This window comes from Myxosarcina sp. GI1 (assembly GCF_000756305.1).
Taxonomy (GTDB): Bacteria; Cyanobacteriota; Cyanobacteriia; order Cyanobacteriales; family Xenococcaceae; genus Myxosarcina.
The window spans coordinates 61,715-81,738 of sequence record NZ_JRFE01000006.1; the positions used below are offsets into that span (position 1 = coordinate 61,715).

Below are 20,024 nucleotides of genomic sequence, written 5' to 3' on the forward strand. Positions count from 1 at the left end.
CTATTTTTTAATTTTATTCCTTGGTGGCTAAACTTCGTAAGGAGCTTTGCCAGAAAATTTGAGGGTAGAGGGCTGAGGATTTTTGCCAATACTGCGGTCTATTTTACCGTTGTATTCTCTGCCTTCATTAACTTTTTCTGGGAAAACTCCATCGGCAGGATGTAAATATTGAGTTTCGCCGTTGGGATAAATACGATAGATTTTGTAATCTTGAATTTTGGGTTTGAAGTTATTTCTAAACTGCGCTCCCAAAGCCAGACAGTGTTCTTTACGGGCTAAATACAATAGGTTTTCACCTTCGTGCATAGTTGCCGCGCCGCCAGTGGGCATTTCAAACACTTGTTCTTCCTCGCTAGTCCAGGTAATAGCATATTTTTCTTCAACAAATGCCTTGGTTAGCAAGCCGCCAGTACTGCCACCAAATTTGGGTGTTTTACCCGAAAGTTGTTCTTGGTCTGCCATTTTTAAAAGAGCCTCATAAAAGGTATTTACGGCATCCTATCACTGAGTACCTAGCAATTTTACGAGTTGTCAAGAACTGTAACAGTTTTTCGATCTTTTTAAATGATTCTAGATAGCTTTTGCTGAGAAATTATGCTTTTTTGCGGCGTTTTGGAGTTTTACCAGGCTTTTTTCTAGCAGACGATCGCCCATCATCTAGATTGCTGGTTTTGACGGCGATGGGAATTGTAAAGTGAAATTTACTACCCCGATCTTTACCCAAAGATTCTGCCCAAATTTCTCCTCCCCAGTTGTGGACGATTTGGCGGCAAATAGCCAAACCCAAACCCGTACCGCCCGCACTGCGACGTAAGGCTCCTTCTTCTTGATAGAAGCGATCGAAGACAGTTTCTAGACGTTTGGGTTCGATGCCCCTTCCCGTATCGGATACGGTAACTTCCAAATGATTGCTGCCGTTAGATTTTACGGCTATAGTAATTTTGCCATCGGGGTTGGTAAATTTGCAGGCATTATCTAATAATTTGGCTAATACTTCTACCAGCCATTCTCCGTCGGTTTGCACTAAAGGTAAATTTTTTGAGGTCAGTGGCTCAATAGTGGGCAAGGCGCGATCGCTATTACGGGCTTTAACGTTGCTAACTGCTAATTCCACACATTCAACTATAGATAAGGTTTCTAAATTCCACTCTACACGCCCGCTTTCCAAACGAGACAGGGTTAAAAAATCTTGAACTAAATTGCGTAACCTTTCGGCATCGTCTAAAGCCGTGTCCAGCATTACCTGGCGTAGTTTGGGATCCATATCTGGTTCTGCTGCCAAACTTTCCAAACATACTTGGATAGTAGATAGCGGGGTGCGTAATTCGTGTCCCGTAATTGCCACTAGATTAGACCGAGTGCGATCTAAGGCTTCTAGCTGTTCGTTAAGATCTTCTAAATTGGTGTAGGCTTCTGCTTGAATTAGAGCTATACCTACCTGTGTGGCGATCGCATCTACTAAGGCCAGATCGTCTTCTTGCCAAACAACGGGAGGTTCTTGACAGTGATGCAATTCGAGCGCACCTAACAGTCGATCCTGGTAAAAAATAGGCACTATTACCCAGGAAACAATCTGATAATTTTCGACAATGTTTTGCAGTTGCTCTCCAGTTCCTCGTTCCCAGGCTTGTTGCGTCAAACGAGTATCTTGTCGGGTATCATCTGCGCTTACGGTTTTGCGTTCGGCGATTGCTTCTTCAAACAGAGGATTATTTTTTAACTGCCAGATTTTTCCTAGCACTGAGGGAATTTCCTCGCTGACAAATTCGCGCTCGATTTTGGCTACGTTATCTGTTTCCCTACAGCGATAGATAATACAGCGACAAACTGCCAGTTCTTCTCCGATCTTTTGTACCGCTATCTGCAAAATTTCGGTCATATCGAGCGATCGCCTGACGGCATCGATTACCGAATTGAGCAGACGTTCTTTTTGTTGTTTGGCAGCTAGAGATTTATTGGCTTTGAGTAGTTTGTATTGACCTGCCTGTAAGTATGTTACCAATCTTTGTACGAAGGGATCGGGATTGGTCAACGGAGAATTAGATACCAGTCCAGTTGGAGCTTGAGTATCTTCTAGGGTTATATATAGTCGATACGCCAACTCAATTTTGGCTTGCAGTTCGGGACGATAGATGGCAATGCGATCGAGCAGAATTGAGGCTGCTCGACGACTTACTGTAGGATCGAACGTCCAAATGCCTTCAAAACGACGTTCGCTGTCAATAAATGAATCAGACATTGTCGCCGTTTCGGGTTGAGTTTTTTCATGACAGACCAAGCAGGCTGTATAGCGGTTGCCAATTACTACTAAATGCCATTCTTCCGCCAGAGCGTCTGAAGGCTCAAAGGCAACCGTTTCATAGACATCAGAACAGTTTTTGAATTCTGTTTCTGGTGCCGCCAACACATACACCTGATTGGTTTTTCTAGCAATACGGCGATAGCGATGGGCTTCTTGGCGATAAAAACGCTCTCGTTGAAAACAGGCAATGATTAACGGCGAATCCGAATCGGTTAATACCAAATCTTCCATGGCATGAGACAACGCCGTCAAAGATGACTTAAAATACATTTGCGCTCTCTGGCGATCGCAAGATTGCAGCACTTGAGCTACTACAGAATTAGAAATGCCCATCTATTAAGCCTTTGCTCTACGAAATCGTGAGTTTCAATAACGAGAATTTGAGAATTTCTCGCCAGGGTCAATCGCCAGTAAATTGCTTTAACTGTCAAACAATTCAGCAGCCTCCCCCAAACACATCCTATCAAGTAACTCGCTCTTAAGAGTCGAGAAAAACTTTTCTATCATCAGAATAGATCCGTCTTGAATTAGCATTCACAACCCAGGAATGAAAATCGAATCATCTATGAATCTACGTTGTTCTAGCTTCTATTTTCAAGCTAGGTCTAATATAAAGTACGCCGTTGTCGCTCAAAGACTTAACTTTTGTTCGCTACATCATTAATAGCCAGTCCTAAGACGGTTAGCTGAGAGCGTTTTAAATGGTTAAGAGCTTCAGTTAGTGTTGCAGTATTAATTTTACCCAAACCAGTAACGACAATGATTCCATCAGATTTGCCTGCAAGCAGGTTAACATCAGCAAAACCAATAATAGAACAGAGATCGTAAATTACTAAGTCAAAATTAGTTTTCAGTTTTTTCATTAATTGATACATTTGTACCGATGCCAGCAAGCGACTAGAATCGATTTCATTAGACTCGGAATCTAGACTTTCAAAACCAGAAGTAAGAACAAATAAATTTTCTTCTGTGGGCATTTGTTTGAGGCAATACAATAAATCAAGTTCTGGCTCTTCCCGGTTTAAAAAATTCATTAAGCCTATTTCTGATTCCCATCCCAATCTTTTAGTGAGGCAATCGCTATTACGTAAATCAGTATCGACTAACACTACCCGTTTGCCCATAGAAGCAGAGGCTCTAGCTAGATTGAGAGCGACAGTAGATTTTCCCTCTCCGGAAATTGCCGAAGTAACAACTAAAGATTCGATTCTAGAGTCAAGATCTAAAATTTTGGAATTGCTGCTAAAATTTAACAGTCCTAAATTAGCAGCAAAAGATCGGAATGCTTCAACTGAAGGAGAAGCCAGTTTGGAAATAGAGAACTCTCGTATTTGTAATTGGGAACTTGGTTGGGGAAGTTGTCTTGCGGTTGTTCTAAAATTCAGCAACTCACCAAAAAATGAACTTTTACTGTCATAACTGTAGGGAATCTTTGCCAAAATCGGCAAGTTGGTAATTTCTTCAACTTTGGCTGAAGTGTAGACTATCTTTTGATATCTATCTAAAGTAAGTCCTACTCCCACACCTATTAATGTACCTAATACAGAGCTAAGTAATAAATAATTAACCGCACTAATGTTTTTAGTTTGTGGTTCTGAGGCTGGTGTTAGCAGTTGCCATGGTGCTTCTCGTTGAGCAGCATCAATTAGTAGCGCATCTTTTTGCAAAATAAATTCATTCCTTTTTTTATTAGCCAAAGCTAACCTTTGCTTGAGATTGTTATATTCGCTAGAAATAGTCGACCATTCTTCTATTTGTAATTTGAGATTTGCCGTTTCTGTTTTGATATTTTGTTGTCGTTTGTTTAAAGTTTCTATTTGGTTGTCAAGTTTTTGACGAATTATTTCTCCTTCGTCAGTTATCAAAGCAATAAGCTCTCTTCTTTCGCGTTTTAAAGTTTGTAATTGTGTACTTTTGTCCGAGTAAATAGCAGATTTGCGGCTAATTTCCACATCAAGCTGCCGTAATCGATCTAAAAGGCTTTCATACTGAGGTGTAGCTAACTGAAGTGCGATAGTCGATTTAGCGGGCTGAATTTTTAGTTCACGTTCGAGTTTTTCTGACAATAATTGCAGTTCATTTAGTTCGATAGTGTTCTGCTCGCTCTCTCTACCCAGTCCAGTGTTAAGTCGTGTAGTAATTTGTTCTAGAGAAACCTCGGGATTAAAAAAATTGTATTTAATGCGCAATGTTCTTATTTGGTCTTCTAAATCGTAAATTTCAGCAGAAATTTTTGGTATTTGACTGTCTAAAAAGGAAATTCCTCTTTGAACCACCTCTTTGCGTTTTTCTAAACTATAGTCAAGATAGGTCTGAGTTAAAACATCGATAACGTCTGAAACTTTAAATTTGTTAGGATTTTCATATACTACCTGCAAAATATTTTGCTCGCTGCTGTCTCCCGTGATAATATCAATCGAAAGACTGCTAATTAAATTTTGGTAATTAAGATCTGGATACTTATCTTTGAGGGATTTTGTAACCCGCGAAATTAATTTGGGACTTTTTAAAATTTTGAGCTGCACTTCGTCTAGTTCTACTGAAGTAATTTCTTCTCTAGTCTCTCTAGATTGTTCATCAGTTGATGTTACCTGGGTTTCTATATTTAGTGGTTCCGACAAAAGTTCAAAACTAGCTACATAGCTCGGTGGTGTAGTTGCAATTTTGTAAAACCCAAAACAAGCCATAGTTATGGTGCAGCCTGCAATTATAGGCAGCTTTCTGAAAATAGCATCTTTGATGTCATTAAGGTTTAAACCTCCTTCAATTTTTTCAGAAGTCAAAGAATCATTAAAATAATATAGTTTTTGAGTTTCTAAATTTTGTTCCATTAGTACTATTGATTTTGTTTACTTATCATTAGTATTAAAAATACTTATTGTTTGTATCGAAACTGACCGAAAAAGGCAATCAAAACAGATTCGTGAATTTACCCAGCAATATAAATAGTGTTTTGATATACCAAAAGCAATCGAGCAAATATAAAAATAATTTTAAATTTTTATTTGTGCTTGACTTATTTGCACGATCTACGTATATTTACATATAATACACAATCAAACATTCAAAAAACAAATTAATGAATAATTATCATAAAATGAAAATTACTTTGCTGCATTCATAATGTCTTACGGCAAAAAGATTTTTTAAAGTGAATAAGGTTCTTTGAGTTTTCATTACGATTTATTTGTTTTATCCAAGTTTCATAAAATCTTTAAATTAAAATAAAAGTTGGCAAAGTTGCGTACAATAATCAAGTCAAAAAACCGTTAAAAAGTATTTTTTTGACTGGCCAGGTAAGTTTCACATTCAACATAATTCAAAGCAGACGTATCTTTACAATAAACATTTTAATAAATAGCAATCAGGCAATTAAATAAATAAATTCTGTACTGATGTTTTTTGTTTGAAATGTTACTGACAAGTAAACTACGTAATTGCAAATTTAATATGTTTTTATATCTACAAATATTTTGAGAAGACACCCGCGAGTGCACTTGAATATTTGATAGTTAAGACCAATATGTTGCTGAATTTTCTGAAATAACACCACTGGTCTTTAAAAGAATACAAGTTTTTTTTGCTTTTATTAAAATAAAAATATTATAAAATAATCACTGTAAAAAAATTTTATGCCTAACAAAAGAAGTAAAAGAAAAAAAACTGAAAAATTTTTTTGTCCCTATTGTGAGGATAGGTTATGGAGATTGGGAAGTTCTAAGTACTACTTATTTTATGAAAATGCTCGTGAAATAAGACAACAAATGGGAATTTCTGCCAAAAAAGCAACTTTTTTAGCCAGTCATCATACCACGTATTTAGACACTACAAAATGGATCGAGTCATTTTGCTGTTCGGCTCACGGAATGCTTTGGTTGCTAATAATATCTCAAAAAGATGTTTGGCAGTATAGGTTGGCGATGGAAAAAGACTGGTTGCAGACAAGCAAAACAGTAGATCCAAGAAGACCCAATCCCTCGGTTAGCGAATTTTCTCTAAGAATGAGTCGAAATCTTTGTTAAGAAACCCAATTATATAGAGATCGGATTTATGATACCTAAGAAAAACCTGCTGAATACTCCTGTATCTTGTTTGCCTTTTGAAGAGCAAGTCATGTTAATCTTGCGCTGGGCAAAAGCTAGAGCTAGCAGAGTAGTTTGTTTGGCAAATGTCCATATGCTGATGGAAGCTCATTGGAATCCCCCTTTTGCCGAAGTGCTACACCAAGCAGATTTGGTTACTCCTGATGGTAAGCCGTTAGTGTTAATGTTACGTAAGCTAGGTGTTTTCAATCAAAATCAAGTAGCGGGAATGGATGTTTTTCTGAATTTGTGTGATTTAGCCGAACAGACAGAAATTAAAACTTATTTTCTTGGTTCTACCAACGATATATTAGAAAAAATCAGGTGTAAATTGGATCGAGAATATCCACTCTTAAAAGTAGCTGGAATGAGAGCAATTCCTTTCATGACACTTAATGAAATCCTAAGTAATCGGGATCGAGCTTTAATAGATGAAATAAATGAAAGCGGTGCGGGAATAGTATTTGTCTGCTTGGGATGTCCTAAACAGGAAATTTGGATGTCACGGTATCAGGGTTCGATTAAAGGAGTGATGATCGGTGTTGGTGCAGTTTTTTCTATGTATGCAGGTATTAAACCTAGAGCACCACATTGGATTCAACAGCTAAGTTTAGAGTGGTTATATCGCTTATTACAAGAGCCGCGCCGCCTTTGGCATCGATATGGTTCTACAATTCCTCCATTTGTTTATTTAGCTATCCGACAACTATTTGTTCCCTCCAAAGAAAAATTTAAGCGAGTAGATTCGCAACTTTGTGAAAGAAACATGGTAGTAGATATTGCGACTCTAGATTTTTCTTGCGAACAGCTTGGTGAAATTTTAATTCGGCAGAACGTTATTAATAGAGAAGAGTTAGAAGAAGCTTTACTAGAACAGAATTTACACCCACAATTGAAAATTGGGGAACTTTTAGTGCGTAACCGTTCGATATCTTTGTCGCAGCTAAAATTTTATCTCAAAAATCAAAATATTAAGCTAGGTGAACTTTTAATAGAGAAAAAACTTCTAAATCAACGCAGTTTAAATCGTATTTTACGCTCACAAAAAAACGCAGACGTTAGATTGGGAGAAATTTTAGTTAAGCATAAAGCTATTTCCGAAAATCAACAAAAAGAGCTTTTAATAGAACAATACACGAGACGTAAAGGTCTGTTTTTAATAGAGAGCCAGTCAAATAATTATAATTTAGTAGATTTTCAAGTATCGACATCTATAACCAATGATAATCTTGCACAAAATACATTATCAAGCACGAGAACACAAACAAAAACATCAATTTCTAAATGATTTATTAATTTATTTTAAAGTATGAGTAAAAAATAAATACTCAATTTTTTTAACAATCAGATGATAGAAGTATCATTACTTTAATTTGAGCCGAATAAGCCACAATCATGATAATTATTATTGTAGTTAGCTATTAATAGTTTTCAATAATAAATAATCAGTAAAATAAAACATTTTCATTCATGTCTTAAATCATGAACATGAAACACCTCAATAAAAAAAATTTTACTTATTAAATTGGTTCAATTATATTTTACTTTTTTTAAGAGTTGTAGCGTTAGGTAGCGTTAGTTTTATTAAGTAAATTTGTAAAAAAAATAAAAATGAGTAATTTGTACGATGTACAAGCAGAACGAACATCAGTGAAGTTAATGCAAAACTTTATTGAATATCCTCGATATGAATGTCTTCACCAGTTATTTAAAAAGCAGGTAACAAAAACACCAGACAAAATCGCTGTTGTATTACCAGGTACCAAACAAATAAAAAATAAGTACATAAGTTATGAGGAACTCGAACGCCGCGCTAATATTTTAGCTAGTCTTTTACAAGAACAAAACGTAAGGCGCGGAACTTTTACTGCTGTAATGATGGAGCGTTCGATTGAGTCGATTGTTGCTATTTTGGGTATTCTCAAAGCAGGAGGAGTTTACGTTCCAATAGACCCTACTTATCCTCAAGAACGTTTGAAGTGGATGTTAGAGGATAGTCAATCTCCCATTATCTTAACTCAGTCAAAGCTTATTGACAAGCTTTCATTCGCTAGAGCAAAAATTATTTGTTTAGAACGAGATTGGGGCAAAGATTTGAAATTAAATTCATTAATTCAACCCTTTGAAATAGAGTCTACCGCTCCCGCGTACATTAACTACACTTCTGGTTCGACGGGAAAACCTAAAGGGGTTGTAGTTCCTCATCGTGGTGTAGTGAGACTGGTTTTTGGAACCAATTTTACGCCGCTAGATGGAAATCAAATTTTGTTACAGCTCGCACCAATTTCTTTCGATGCTGCTACTTTAGAAATTTGGGGAGCATTGCTACACGGAGGCTGTTGCGTATTATATCCAGACAATAGCTTACCAGAACCCCAAACTTTGCGTAGAGTAATTGAAGAAAATGGCGTAACTACCGTTTGGTTGACGGCTGCTTTATTTAATACTCTCATTACCGAAGCACCAGAGTGTTTGCAAAATGTCAAAGAAATTCTTACGGGTGGAGAAGCCTTATCCGTACCTCATATAAAAAGAGCACAACAACTATTACCCAATACCCAATTAATTAATGGTTACGGTCCAACAGAAAACACGACCTTCACCTGTTGCTATCGCATTTCCAATCCTCTAGCTGATAGCTTAACTTCAATTCCTATTGGCAAGGCGATCGCCAATACTGAGGTTTACATTTTAGATGAACATTTACAACCCTTGCCTTTCGGGGAAGCAGGAGAATTATACATTGGGGGTGATGGATTAGCACTAGGCTATCTCAATCGCCCCGAACTAACAGCAGAAAGATTTATTTCTCATCCTTTTAGCGAAGAGCCCGAAGCTAAAGTTTACAAAACAGGCGATAAAGTACGCTATCTAAAAGATGGCAATATTGAATTTGTAGGTCGTTTGGATAATCAAGTCAAGCTGAGAGGTTATCGCATCGAACTGGGTGAAATTGAAACGACTTTAATTCAAAACGATGTGGTTAGAGAAGCTATAGTTATTTGTCGAGAAGATAATCCAGGCAACAAGTATTTAGCTGCTTACATCACGATAGCAGGCAAGTCAGTACCAAATATCGACAAACTAAAAGAGTATTTATACGCCAAACTACCAGAATATATGGTTCCTACAGCCATTATGGTAATTGAAAAAATTCCTTTGACGGCTAATGGCAAGGTAGATCGTAAAGCTTTACCAATACCCCAACAGAAATCTAAACAAATAGTTGCTGCGACAACAGACACCGAACAAAAACTGGCTCAAATTTGGCGTGAAGTTTTGGAATTGCAACAAGTAAATATTGAAGACAATTTCTTTGATTTGGGTGGTACTTCTTTACTGGGATTACAATTAATTGCTCGAATTCAAAAAAGCTTTGGAGTAGAATTACGAGCAGTTAAACTCTATCAATATCCCAGTATTCAAAAACTAGCTGCTTATTTAATACAGAGATCGCCACAAAAGAAAATTCAGCTACAGCAAAACCTTGCTAATTCGACTAAAACTTCCGAAGGTATTGCCATTATAGGGATGGTGGGTAGATTCCCTGGTGCAAATAATGTCGATGAATTTTGGAATAATCTCTGTCAGGGTAGAGAAACTAATACCTTTTTTAGCCAAGACCAAATCGATTCTAGTGTAGATAGAGAATTATTAACAGACCCTAATTACGTTCGCGCTAGAGGAATAATTGAAGGTGCAGAATTATTCGATGCCAGCTTTTTTAATATTTCGCCGAGAGAAGCTGAAGTAATGGATCCTCAGGCAAGGGTGTTTTTAGAACTTGCTTATGAAGCCTTGGAAAGTGCGGGGTATAGCACAGAATCTTTTGCTGGCAAAATTGGATTGTATGCAGGATCGGGTCAAAATACTTATTTTGAAAATCATCTTTGTGGCAGAAGAGAAATAATCGACCGCCTGGGTGCTTTTCAAACCATGTTAGCTAACGAAAAAGACTTTGTTACCACTCGTATTTCATATAAGCTCAATTTAACTGGACCTAGCATTAGTATCAATACTGCTTGTTCGACTTCTTTAGTGGCAATTATTCAAGCTTTTCAGGGGTTAAAAAGTCATCAGTGTGACATGGCACTAGCAGGAGGTATTTCTATCACGACTCCCCAAAATCGGGGCTATTTGTATCAAGAAGGAGGTATGCTTTCTCCCGACGGACACTGTCGCCCCTTTGATGCCAATGGTGATGGCACTTTATTTAATAACGGAGCGGGAATCGTCGTTTTAAAAAGAGTCGAAGATGCTTTAAATGATGACGATCGCATTTATGCTGTAATTCGTGGAGCTGGCATGAATAACGATGGCTCGGATAAAGTTAGTTTTACTGCACCGAGTGTTAATGGTCAAATGAATGCCATTTTAGAAGCTCAGCTCAGTGCGGGAATCGATCCTACAACCATTGATTATGTTGAAACTCATGGTACGGCAACTCATTTAGGCGATCCTATCGAAATAGAAGCTTTAACTCAAGCTTTCCGTATTCAAACTGATGCCAAACAATTCTGTGCGATAGGTTCGGTAAAAAGTAATGTCGGACATTTAGTAGCAGCAGCAGGAGTTACGGGTGTAATTAAAACTGTTTTGGCTCTTTACAATCGAAAAATTCCACCCAGTCTAAACTTTGAATCTCCCAATCCAGAAATTGACTTAGAGAATAGTCCTTTTTACGTCAATACCAAATTAATAGATTGGAAAAAATCTGATAATCCGCGTCGGGCTGGCGTTAGTTCGTTTGGAGTGGGTGGGACGAATGCTCACATCATTATAGAAGAAGCACCCTTTAATCATTTATCAGTTATTAGTAATCAGTTACCAATAAGAAAGTATCAAGTTTTAGTACTTTCGGGAAAAACTGAAACTGCACTTCAGCAGAAAACCGAACACTTAAAAAATCATCTAAAACAACACCCAGATATCAATTTAGCGGACGTGGCTTATACGCTGCAACGAGGAAGACAGGTTTTTAATTATCGACGATTTATTGTCTGTCAGCAATCTGAAGCGATCGCAGCTCTTGAAACTTTATCGCCAACTCAAAGTGCTACTCGTCAGACAGACAGACGTAAACCCGAAATAGTTTTTATGTTTCCAGGACAGGGTTCGCAGTATGTAAGTATGGGTGCCAATCTGTATCGAGATGAACCCGTATTTCGTAGCGTAGTCGATCGCTGTGCTGAGATTTTGCAATCTTATTTAGATAGAGATTTACGCGAAGTTCTGTATCCTAAAAAACAAACTGAAGAATCGGCAGCTTTACTCAAACAAACAGTTTATACTCAACCTGCCCTGTTTACCATTGAATATGCTCTGGCGCAACTATGGATCGCCTGGGGGATCGAACCAGTAGCAACCATCGGACATAGTATTGGTGAATTTGTTTCGGCAACTCTAGCAGGAGTATTTTCTTTAGAGGATGCACTGAAGCTAGTAGCAATTAGAGGCAAAATGATGTGGAATTTGCCTTCTGGGGCGATGCTATCGGTGAGGATGTCGGCGGCAGAAGTAGAACCTTTATTAACTGAAGATTTAGCGATCGCGGCGATAAACGGACCAGCTTTGTGTGTGGTTTCTGGTTCTCACGAAGCTGCTACCCAACTACAGCAACAACTAACAGCTAAAGAAATTGTTTGTAAACCCCTGCATACTTCTCATGCTTTTCATTCTCCAATGATGGAGGCGATCGTAGAACCTTTTGCCGAAACCGTAGGTACAGTTGAACTATCGCCGCCGCAAATTCCATTTATTTCTACAGTTACAGCAGATTGGATTACAGAAGAACGAGCCACAGATCCTTCGTACTGGGCACAGCATCTCAGGGCAACGGTTCGATTTGCCGAAGGCGTAAAAACTTTATGGCAACAACCAGAACGAGTATTGTTAGAAGTGGGGCCACGTACTACAGCTGCAACTTTAGCCCGTCAACAAGCTAAAGATTTAAAGCAACAGATTGCTATTTCTTCTCTAGGTAGTCAAACCGAAGACGATTCAGAATGGTTCGCTATTATGCAGGCAATTGGACAGTTGTGGTTATCGGGAGTAGCAATTGACTGGCAGAGTTTCTATGCCAATAAAAAATGCAGTCGTCTTCCGTTGCCAACTTATCCTTTCGAACGGCAACGTTATTGGATCGACCCGCTTCCAGCTAATAGAGAATGCAAAAGTAACTCCCACAAGTCTACAGAAAACACTGTTAAAGAAAATCTTATTAACACACAAATAAAAGAAACTATTTATATGTCTGACCGCAAACAACGTCTGATTCCAATTTTAAAAGAAGTTTTAGAAGCAACATCTGGTTTAGAACTTGCTGCTGTGGACAACGATCTTACCTTTTTAGAGATAGGTTTAGATTCTCTGTCTCTAACTCAAGTCGCGATCGCACTTAAGAAAAAATTTAAAGTCAAAATTGCCTTTCGTAATCTATTAGAAGATTATCCCAATCTAGACACTCTAGCAGAATTTTTAGACAAAACCCTGCCAGCAGATGCATTACCAGCACCAGCAGCGGTAGAAGCTATAGCCTCTAAACCTTCACCAGTATCCTTTATGAGCCAATCACCCGAACCGAGCAATGGCAGCAATGGTCATAGTATTTCCATTCAGTCACAGTCAAAGGTTAGTCCTGTATCAGGCGGACTGGAAGCTTTAGTCGCTCAACAGCTACAAATTATGAATCAGCAGTTAGAACTGCTGCGTCAAGGAGGTGCATCGGTAACACCCAACAATACTCCCCTACAAGCTACCGCTGTAAATGTATCGGCTAATGTTCCTTCTTCATTTCAGCCAAATTCCGAGTCTACCAAACCACAAAAAATACACGGTCCTGGGGCTAAAATTCAAAAATCACAGGATACAACTTTAAGTTCCGAACAACAAAAAGCATTAGAGCGTTTTATTTCTCGTTACACCGTTAAAACTCAAGAATCTAAACGTCAAACCCAAGAACACCGCCCCTACTTATCAGATCCTCGGACAGTTTCAGGCTTTAGCCCCCTTTTAAAAGAAATAGTATATCCTATTGTTACAGACCGCTCTGCTGGTTCTCGTCTTTGGGATGTCGATGGTAACGAATATATCGATCTTACCAATGGTTTTGGACTCAATTTTTTTGGTTGGTCACCCGAATTTATCAAACAAGCAGTAATCGCTCAGATGGATAAGGGAATTGAAATTGGTCCTCAAACTCCCTTAGCAGGTAGAGTTGCCAAAATGGTAAGCGAATTTACTGGTATGGAACGGGTTGCCTTCTGTAATACAGGATCGGAAGCAGTTATGGCAGCCTTACGCTTGGCTCGAACAGTTACAGGGCGTAATACAGTAGCCATTTTTAATGGCGGTTATCACGGTACCTTTGATGAAGTAATTGTTCGTAGTGGTGCTAATCTCAAGTCTTTACCTGCTGCACCTGGGATTATGGCTTCGATGTTTGAGAACATTTTAGTGCTAGATTACGGTACTGATGAATCCTTGCAAATCCTGCGCGATCGCGCCGAAGATCTAGCAGCGATTATGGTCGAACCAGTTCAGAGTCGCAGACCAGGATTGCAGCCAGTAGAATTCTTGCGAGATATCAGAGCATTAACTGAAAAATCGGAAACGGCGTTTATTTTTGACGAAGTAGTCACGGGATTCCGCGTTCATCCAGGCGGAGCGCAGGCTTACTTTAATATTCGCGCAGATTTAGCGACCTATGGCAAAGTAGTTGGCGGTGGCATACCGATTGGCATTGTGGCAGGTAAAGCTGAATACATGGATGCTTTGGATGGAGGTTACTGGCAATTTGGCGACAATTCTATTCCCGAAGTAGGTGTTACTTTCTTTGCAGGTACTTTTGTCCGCCACCCGATGGCACTGGCAGCAGCAGAAGCGGTTTTACTGAAACTTAAAGAAGGCGGAGTAGATCTACAACAATCTCTCAGTGTCAAAGTCGAAAAGTTTGTCAAAAACTTAAGGCAACATTTCGAGCGTGTAGGCGCACCAATTAATATCGACTATTTTAGTTCTTTCTTCTATGTTACCTATCCCCATGAAGTAGCTTACGGCAGTTTACTGTTTTATTTACTGCGGGAAAAAGGAATTCACATTTGGGAATATCGTCCTTGTTTCTTTACTCTGGCACATACCGATGAAGATATTGAGTTTGTAACCAGAGCATTTAAAGATAGCATTGCCGAACTACAAGGAATGGGTTTGTTGCCTGGAAAAGCCAATCAAACCAATGGCAAGCTCGACAGAAATAGTCCTCCTCAACCTGGTGCGAGATTGGGTAAAGATCCTCAAGGTAATCCCGCTTGGTTTATTCCCGATCCAGAAAGACCTGGAAAATACTTACAAGTATGCAATGTTTAATCAAGATTGAACTGTTGAGAAGAGAGATTTATGGAAACTAGCAATTTCTTAAATGAAACAGCATTATCTACTGACGAAACAGAACCAATTGTAGTTGTCTGTGCTGCCGATAATAACTATGCTATGCCTCTTGCTGTAACTATACGTTCGGCAATGGAAAACTTTAATAGTAGTCGCCAACTTTTGTGGTTTGTTATGGATGGAGGAATTACCAAACGCAATAAAAATAGAATTTTAAAATCTTTAAAATCGGAAATGTTTACTTCAGGGCAATTTGAGATTAGATGGCTACCTAAACCAGAAGTTTTTGATAATGACGTTGTTTTGTCAGATCGCCTGCCGAGTTGTCAATCTCTTCCCAATGCTGCGTTTTACAGATTAGTACTTCCCGAAGTCCTACCAAAACAATTTAGAAAAGCAATTTACATTGATTGTGATATAGCTATTAATGCAAGCTTGAAAAAACTTTGGGAAATAAACATTGAAGATTATTACCTCTTAGCAGCAAAAAATATCAACTCTCATACTATTTCTCATCCTGAAGCCGGTTTATTGAACTGGAGGGAATTAGGATTTTCTCCAGACGATAAAAAATTTATGTCAGGAGTGTTGGTTTTTAATCTCGAAAAGTGGCGAGCTAACAATATGTGTACTAAAGCACTAGATTACCTTGAACATAATATGCATTATATTCGGTGGCATGATAGTGATGTTTTGCATGCAATCGTAAAAAATCAGTGGGGAGCAGTGGATGGAAAATGGAATTTTTATAAAGGTAGACCGCTGACTAAAGAAGAAGTAGATAGTGCATTTATTATTCACTATATATCCCCAGCAAAACCTTGGATAGCGATTGAGAAAACTAACGAAAACAATCTTTTCTTTCATTATCTTAGGATGACAGATTGGTCTGGATACAAACACACTATTCCTCAAAGATTATGGCGCAGGCTCAAGCGAGAAAACAAAAAAATTCGCTCTAAACTTCGATAATTTAATTATTTTAAAAAATAAAAATCTAAATAAAATATATGACTTCATACTCATCAAATTTAATAACGACTGCTAACAAAGCAGTAGATTTCGATCCCTTTGCCGAAGGCGAAGTTTTATTAACTGCTTTAGCAACTGAGTCTCAAAAAGAAATTTGGGCATCGGTACAAATTGGTAGCAAGGCTAATTGTGCCTACAATGAATCTGTCTCGCTGCGGTTAACAGGCGAACTAAATTTAAAAGCTTTAAAAAAGTCATTTCAACAGCTAGTTGAAAGACACGAGGCGTTGAGAACTACTTTTAGTCCAGATGGCAGTAACCTTTGTATTACAGATTTTTCAGAAATAGACACTTCTTTAATAGATTTGTGTCAATTGAGCGAATCAGAACTACAACAGCAGATTGCTAAACTACGTCAACAGTCAGTAGAAGAACCATTTGACTTAGAACACGGAGCCTTATTTCGCGTTCAAATATTACGGGTAAAACCCCAAGAGCATTTAATTATATTAAGCGCGCATCATATTATTTGTGATGGCTGGTCTTGGGCGGTATTAATTACCGACTTGGGTAAAATATATTCGGCATTAAAACAAGGCACTATAGCCGAACTAGAAGCTAGCGATCGCTTCAGCGATTATGCTCTAATGCTAGAGGAAACTGCAGATGACCCAGAAACTATTGCGACAGAAAAATATTGGGTACAACAATTTTCTGGCTCTGCTCCTATTGTAGATTTTCCTACAGATCGTCCCCGCCCGCCTCTGCGGACTTTTGATTCTAAGAGAGAAGATTGGCAAATTTCAGAAACTTTAGTTACCGATCTCAAACAACTAGGAGCAAAATTTGGGTGCAGCTTCATGACCACGCTGTTATCTGGTTTTGAAGTTTTTCTATATCGTTTGACGGGACAAGTAGATTTGGTTGTGGGTATTTCCGCAGCGGGACAGGCAGCAACAGGTAATTATAATTTGGTAGGGCATTGTGTAAATTTATTGCCCCTACGTACTCAAATAAATTCTCAAGAATCTTTTAGTGATTATTTGCAAAAGCGTAAAACAAGAGTTTTAGACGCTTATGACCATCAACAATTTACTTTTGGTAGTTTACTGCAAAAACTAGCTTTACCCCGCGATCCGAGCCGTATTCCTCTAGTTCCCATTATTTTTAATATCGACCAAGGATTAGATAGTAATGCCTTAAATTTTGATGGACTGAAAGTAGAATTCTTTTCTAATCCTCGTGCTTATGAAAACTTTGAAATATTTATTAATGCTACTGAATTACAGGGAAAATTAACTTTAGAGTGTCAATATAATACAAATTTGTTTGATCGCGAAACTATTTGTCGTCGTTTGGCAGAATTTGAAACTTTATTAACCAATATTGTAGCCAATGCCGATGAGATAGTTGCCAATATTGGATTATTACCAGAAACAGAAAGGCAGTTACTAGAACGGTGGAATCAGACTGAAACAAATTATCCACAAAGTTGTATTCATCAATTAGTAGAAGCTCAAGTAGCCAGAACTCCAGAAAAAATTGCGGTTGTTTTTGAAGATAAACAAATTACCTATAGAGAACTAAACGAAAAAGCGGATTGCTTGGCTGCTTACTTGAGCGGTTTGGGTGTGCAACCAGAAGTTAAGGTAGGCATTTGCGTGGAGCGCTCGCTAGAGATGGTAATTGGGTTACTAGGCATTCTCAAAGCAGGTGGTGCATATGTTCCTATCGATCCTGCCTATCCTGTCGAACGTATCGCTTTTTTACTAGAAGATGCTAGAGTTCCCGTTTTAGTCACCCAGGCTTCTTTGATTTCTGCTCTTCCAGAACATACAGCTACAGTTGTTTGTATGGATTCCGATTGGGAAACTATCGCTAGTAGCCAAGTATCTGGTTCTGTTGAGGTTAAACCTAATAATTTAGCCTACGTTATTTATACTTCAGGTTCGACAGGCAAACCCAAAGGGGTATTAATTCCTCACAAAAATGCGGTCAATCTTTTACATGCAATTCAAGAAAAACCAGGACTGGCAGCAGAAGATGTTTTGCTTTCGGTCACTACTATTGCCTTTGATATTGCTATATCAGAAATTTTCTTGCCTCTATCTGTAGGAGCTAAATTAGTTATAGTCAGCCAACAAATTGCTGCCGATGGCGATCGCTTGCTACAAATTTTAAATGCTTGTCAGGCAACCTTTATGCAGCCTACCCCAATCACTTGGCGATTGTTGTTAGAGGCTGGATGGCAGGGAAGTTCAAACTTAAAAATGATTTCCACTGGAGAAGCTTTACCTAGAGAGCTAGCCAATCGATTATTACCGATGGGAAAAGAGCTTTGGAATCTTTATGGCCCTACAGAAACAACCATTTGGTCTACTGGTTGTCGGGTAGAATCAGGAGATGAAGCGATCGCTATCGGATATCCAGTTGCCAATACAAAAATATATATTTTAGATGCAAACTTACAACAAGTTCCCATTGGCGTTCCTGGAGAACTATATATTGGTGGAGCGGGGGTAGCCAGAGGATATCTCAACCGTCTCAAACTTACCACAGAAAAGTTTATTGCTAATCCTTTTAGTGCAGATAGTGAAAACAAACTATACAAAACTGGCGACTTAGCTAGATTCTTACCCAATGGACAGGTTGAGTGTTTGGGAAGAATTGACTATCAGGTAAAAGTAAGAGGATTTCGGATCGAATTAGGCGAGATCGAATCTGTTATGGCGCAATTCCTTACGCTTAAAGAAGCAGTGGCAATCGTGCGCGAAGATGTTCCAGAAGAAAAATTGTTGGTAGGCTATTTTGTCGCCGCTACAGATAATCTTGAGGCAGCTAACCAATCTATTCCCGAATTACGACTGTTTTTAAAAGCAAGATTGCCTGATTACATGGTGCCAACACAGTTTATGGCGTTAGATGCCATGCCACTAACTCCTAATGGCAAAGTCGATCGCAAAGCTTTACCAAAACCCGATAATTATCGAGCAGATTTAGCAGCTAATTATGTCGCTCCTCGCAACGAACTAGAATTACAAATTGCCGACATTTGGGCTGAAGTTCTTAAGGTAGAACGAGTTGGAGTTCATGATAATTTTTTTGAATTGGGTGGTTACTCTCTCTTAGCAATTCAAATTGTCTCTCGCTTGCGACAAAATTTGCAAATTGAAATTCTTTTACCCAATTTATTTGAATTACCTACAGTAGCAGATTTAGCTACGCGAATTTCTACTTTGCGTTGGGCTGCTTCTAGCCAATTATTTAGCACGGAGGAAGTAGATGATGATTACGAAGAAGGAGAACTGTAGAATCTATTCTGGATTTAACTGACGCTAATCTTTGAAGTATAAATCTGATAACCAAAAATTTAGTTTTGCAGTTATATAAATAAAAAATCGCTAAACAGACAAGCAATTATATAGCTTTAAAAAATAGTCTTTATGAATAAAATGAAAAATTTGTTTAAAAAAACTTTAAAAGAGTTTTTAAGTAAAGGGGGAGTCGATTTAATTTATCATAAACACGATCCAACAACCAAAGATTTTAAAGCCCAGACTTATGAAAGAAAAGCCCATTTATCCCGTATATTAGATTATCTTCAGATTAACTGCGTTCTTGATATAGGAGCAAACGAAGGGCAGTATGCAAAGGAGTTAAGATTACTTGGTTATCAAGGGTATATTTTTTCGTTTGAACCAGTGGCGAAAACCTATCATAGATTAAAAATTGCTGCCGATAAAGATCCAAAATGGTACGTTTATCAAGTTGCTCTTGGTTCGCAAAATACAACAAAGGAAATTAATTTATTTGATAATTCAAGACTCAACTCTTTTTTATCTCCTGGTAATATTAAAGAGGAAGTATTTAGTAGTTCTCACTTTGCTACTCGTACAATAAATCGTGAAGCTGTTGATTTAAAAACCCTGGATTCTTTTTACAAAGAAATAATTAGTATTGTTGGCACTGAAACGGAATGTAAACTATTTGTCAAATTAGACACTCAAGGATTTGATTTAGAAGTGGTCAAAGGAGGATATAGTACTTTGCAAAAAGTATTGGGTGTGCAAGCAGAAGTTTCTTTTATATCTATTTATCAAGATATGCCAAATTATGTTAATTCTCTTCAAATATTTCAATCATTAGGTTTTCATATGACTAACTTTTTTCCATTAGCTCAACACTTTGCAGCCGTTGAATTTGATTGCTTAATGATTGCACAAAAAGCTTTGTCGCCCGAAAATACTTAAATGTCTTGATAAATCAATAAAGCTTTTAAAAAA

9 protein-coding genes are annotated in these 20,024 nt (G+C 38.1%); 6 read left to right on the forward strand and 3 right to left on the reverse strand.

Annotation, left to right across the window (positions count from 1 at the left end):
* Positions 1 to 27 precede the first annotated feature (27 nt).
* From KV40_RS02270 to KV40_RS02280, 3 genes are all read right to left on the reverse strand, one after another.
* On the reverse strand, positions 28 to 462 hold the full coding sequence (locus KV40_RS02270) for a photosystem I reaction center subunit II PsaD (protein ID WP_036477609.1): 435 nt from the start codon (positions 460 to 462) through the stop codon (positions 28 to 30).
* A gap of 130 nt (positions 463 to 592) precedes the next feature.
* Positions 593 to 2,635, reverse strand: a complete 2,043-nt coding sequence (locus tag KV40_RS02275; RefSeq protein WP_036477610.1) for a DICT sensory domain-containing protein — start codon at positions 2,633 to 2,635, stop codon at positions 593 to 595.
* Between the two features lie 305 nt (positions 2,636 to 2,940).
* Positions 2,941 to 5,133: a tyrosine-protein kinase domain-containing protein gene (locus KV40_RS02280; protein WP_036477611.1), complete on the reverse strand. Its 2,193-nt coding sequence runs from the start codon at positions 5,131 to 5,133 to the stop codon at positions 2,941 to 2,943.
* Positions 5,134 to 5,934: 801 nt separating this feature from the next.
* On the opposite strand from KV40_RS02280, the gene KV40_RS02285 reads away from it, so the two are divergent.
* From KV40_RS02285 to KV40_RS02310, 6 genes are all read left to right on the forward strand, one after another.
* A complete protein-coding gene (locus tag KV40_RS02285) occupies positions 5,935 to 6,324 on the forward strand; it encodes a hypothetical protein (protein WP_036477612.1) in 390 nt (129 codons plus the stop codon).
* Between the two features lie 160 nt (positions 6,325 to 6,484).
* Positions 6,485 to 7,672: a WecB/TagA/CpsF family glycosyltransferase gene (locus tag KV40_RS31730; RefSeq protein WP_253274137.1), complete on the forward strand. Its 1,188-nt coding sequence runs from the start codon at positions 6,485 to 6,487 to the stop codon at positions 7,670 to 7,672.
* A 323-nt stretch (positions 7,673 to 7,995) separates the two neighbouring features.
* Positions 7,996 to 14,748, forward strand: coding sequence for a polyketide synthase (locus tag KV40_RS02295; protein ID WP_216595498.1), 6,753 nt, complete (start codon positions 7,996 to 7,998; stop codon positions 14,746 to 14,748).
* Positions 14,749 to 14,778: 30 nt separating this feature from the next.
* Positions 14,779 to 15,741 (forward strand): glycosyltransferase family 8 protein, encoded by a 963-nt coding sequence (locus KV40_RS02300; RefSeq protein ID WP_052055277.1) that lies wholly within the window; start codon positions 14,779 to 14,781, stop codon positions 15,739 to 15,741.
* A gap of 38 nt (positions 15,742 to 15,779) precedes the next feature.
* Positions 15,780 to 19,052, forward strand: coding sequence for a non-ribosomal peptide synthetase (locus KV40_RS02305; protein ID WP_036477613.1), 3,273 nt, complete (start codon positions 15,780 to 15,782; stop codon positions 19,050 to 19,052).
* A 132-nt stretch (positions 19,053 to 19,184) separates the two neighbouring features.
* Positions 19,185 to 19,991 (forward strand): FkbM family methyltransferase, encoded by an 807-nt coding sequence (locus KV40_RS02310; RefSeq protein WP_052055278.1) that lies wholly within the window; start codon positions 19,185 to 19,187, stop codon positions 19,989 to 19,991.
* The last annotated feature ends 33 nt before the right edge of the window (positions 19,992 to 20,024 follow it).

What these genes read in the sequence shown, in the direction of transcription:
- KV40_RS31730 (WP_253274137.1), top strand. Translation starts at nt 6,485, where the DNA reads ATGGAAGCTCATTGGAATCCCCCTTTTGCCGAAGTGCTACACCAAGCA.
- KV40_RS02280 (WP_036477611.1), bottom strand. Translation starts at nt 5,133, where the DNA reads ATGGAACAAAATTTAGAAACTCAAAAACTATATTATTTTAATGATTCT.
- KV40_RS02275 (WP_036477610.1), bottom strand. Translation starts at nt 2,635, where the DNA reads ATGGGCATTTCTAATTCTGTAGTAGCTCAAGTGCTGCAATCTTGCGAT.
- KV40_RS02295 (WP_216595498.1), top strand. Translation starts at nt 7,996, where the DNA reads ATGAGTAATTTGTACGATGTACAAGCAGAACGAACATCAGTGAAGTTA.
- KV40_RS02270 (WP_036477609.1), bottom strand. Translation starts at nt 462, where the DNA reads ATGGCAGACCAAGAACAACTTTCGGGTAAAACACCCAAATTTGGTGGC.
- KV40_RS02310 (WP_052055278.1), top strand. Translation starts at nt 19,185, where the DNA reads ATGAATAAAATGAAAAATTTGTTTAAAAAAACTTTAAAAGAGTTTTTA.
- KV40_RS02305 (WP_036477613.1), top strand. Translation starts at nt 15,780, where the DNA reads ATGACTTCATACTCATCAAATTTAATAACGACTGCTAACAAAGCAGTA.
- KV40_RS02285 (WP_036477612.1), top strand. Translation starts at nt 5,935, where the DNA reads ATGCCTAACAAAAGAAGTAAAAGAAAAAAAACTGAAAAATTTTTTTGT.
- KV40_RS02300 (WP_052055277.1), top strand. Translation starts at nt 14,779, where the DNA reads ATGGAAACTAGCAATTTCTTAAATGAAACAGCATTATCTACTGACGAA.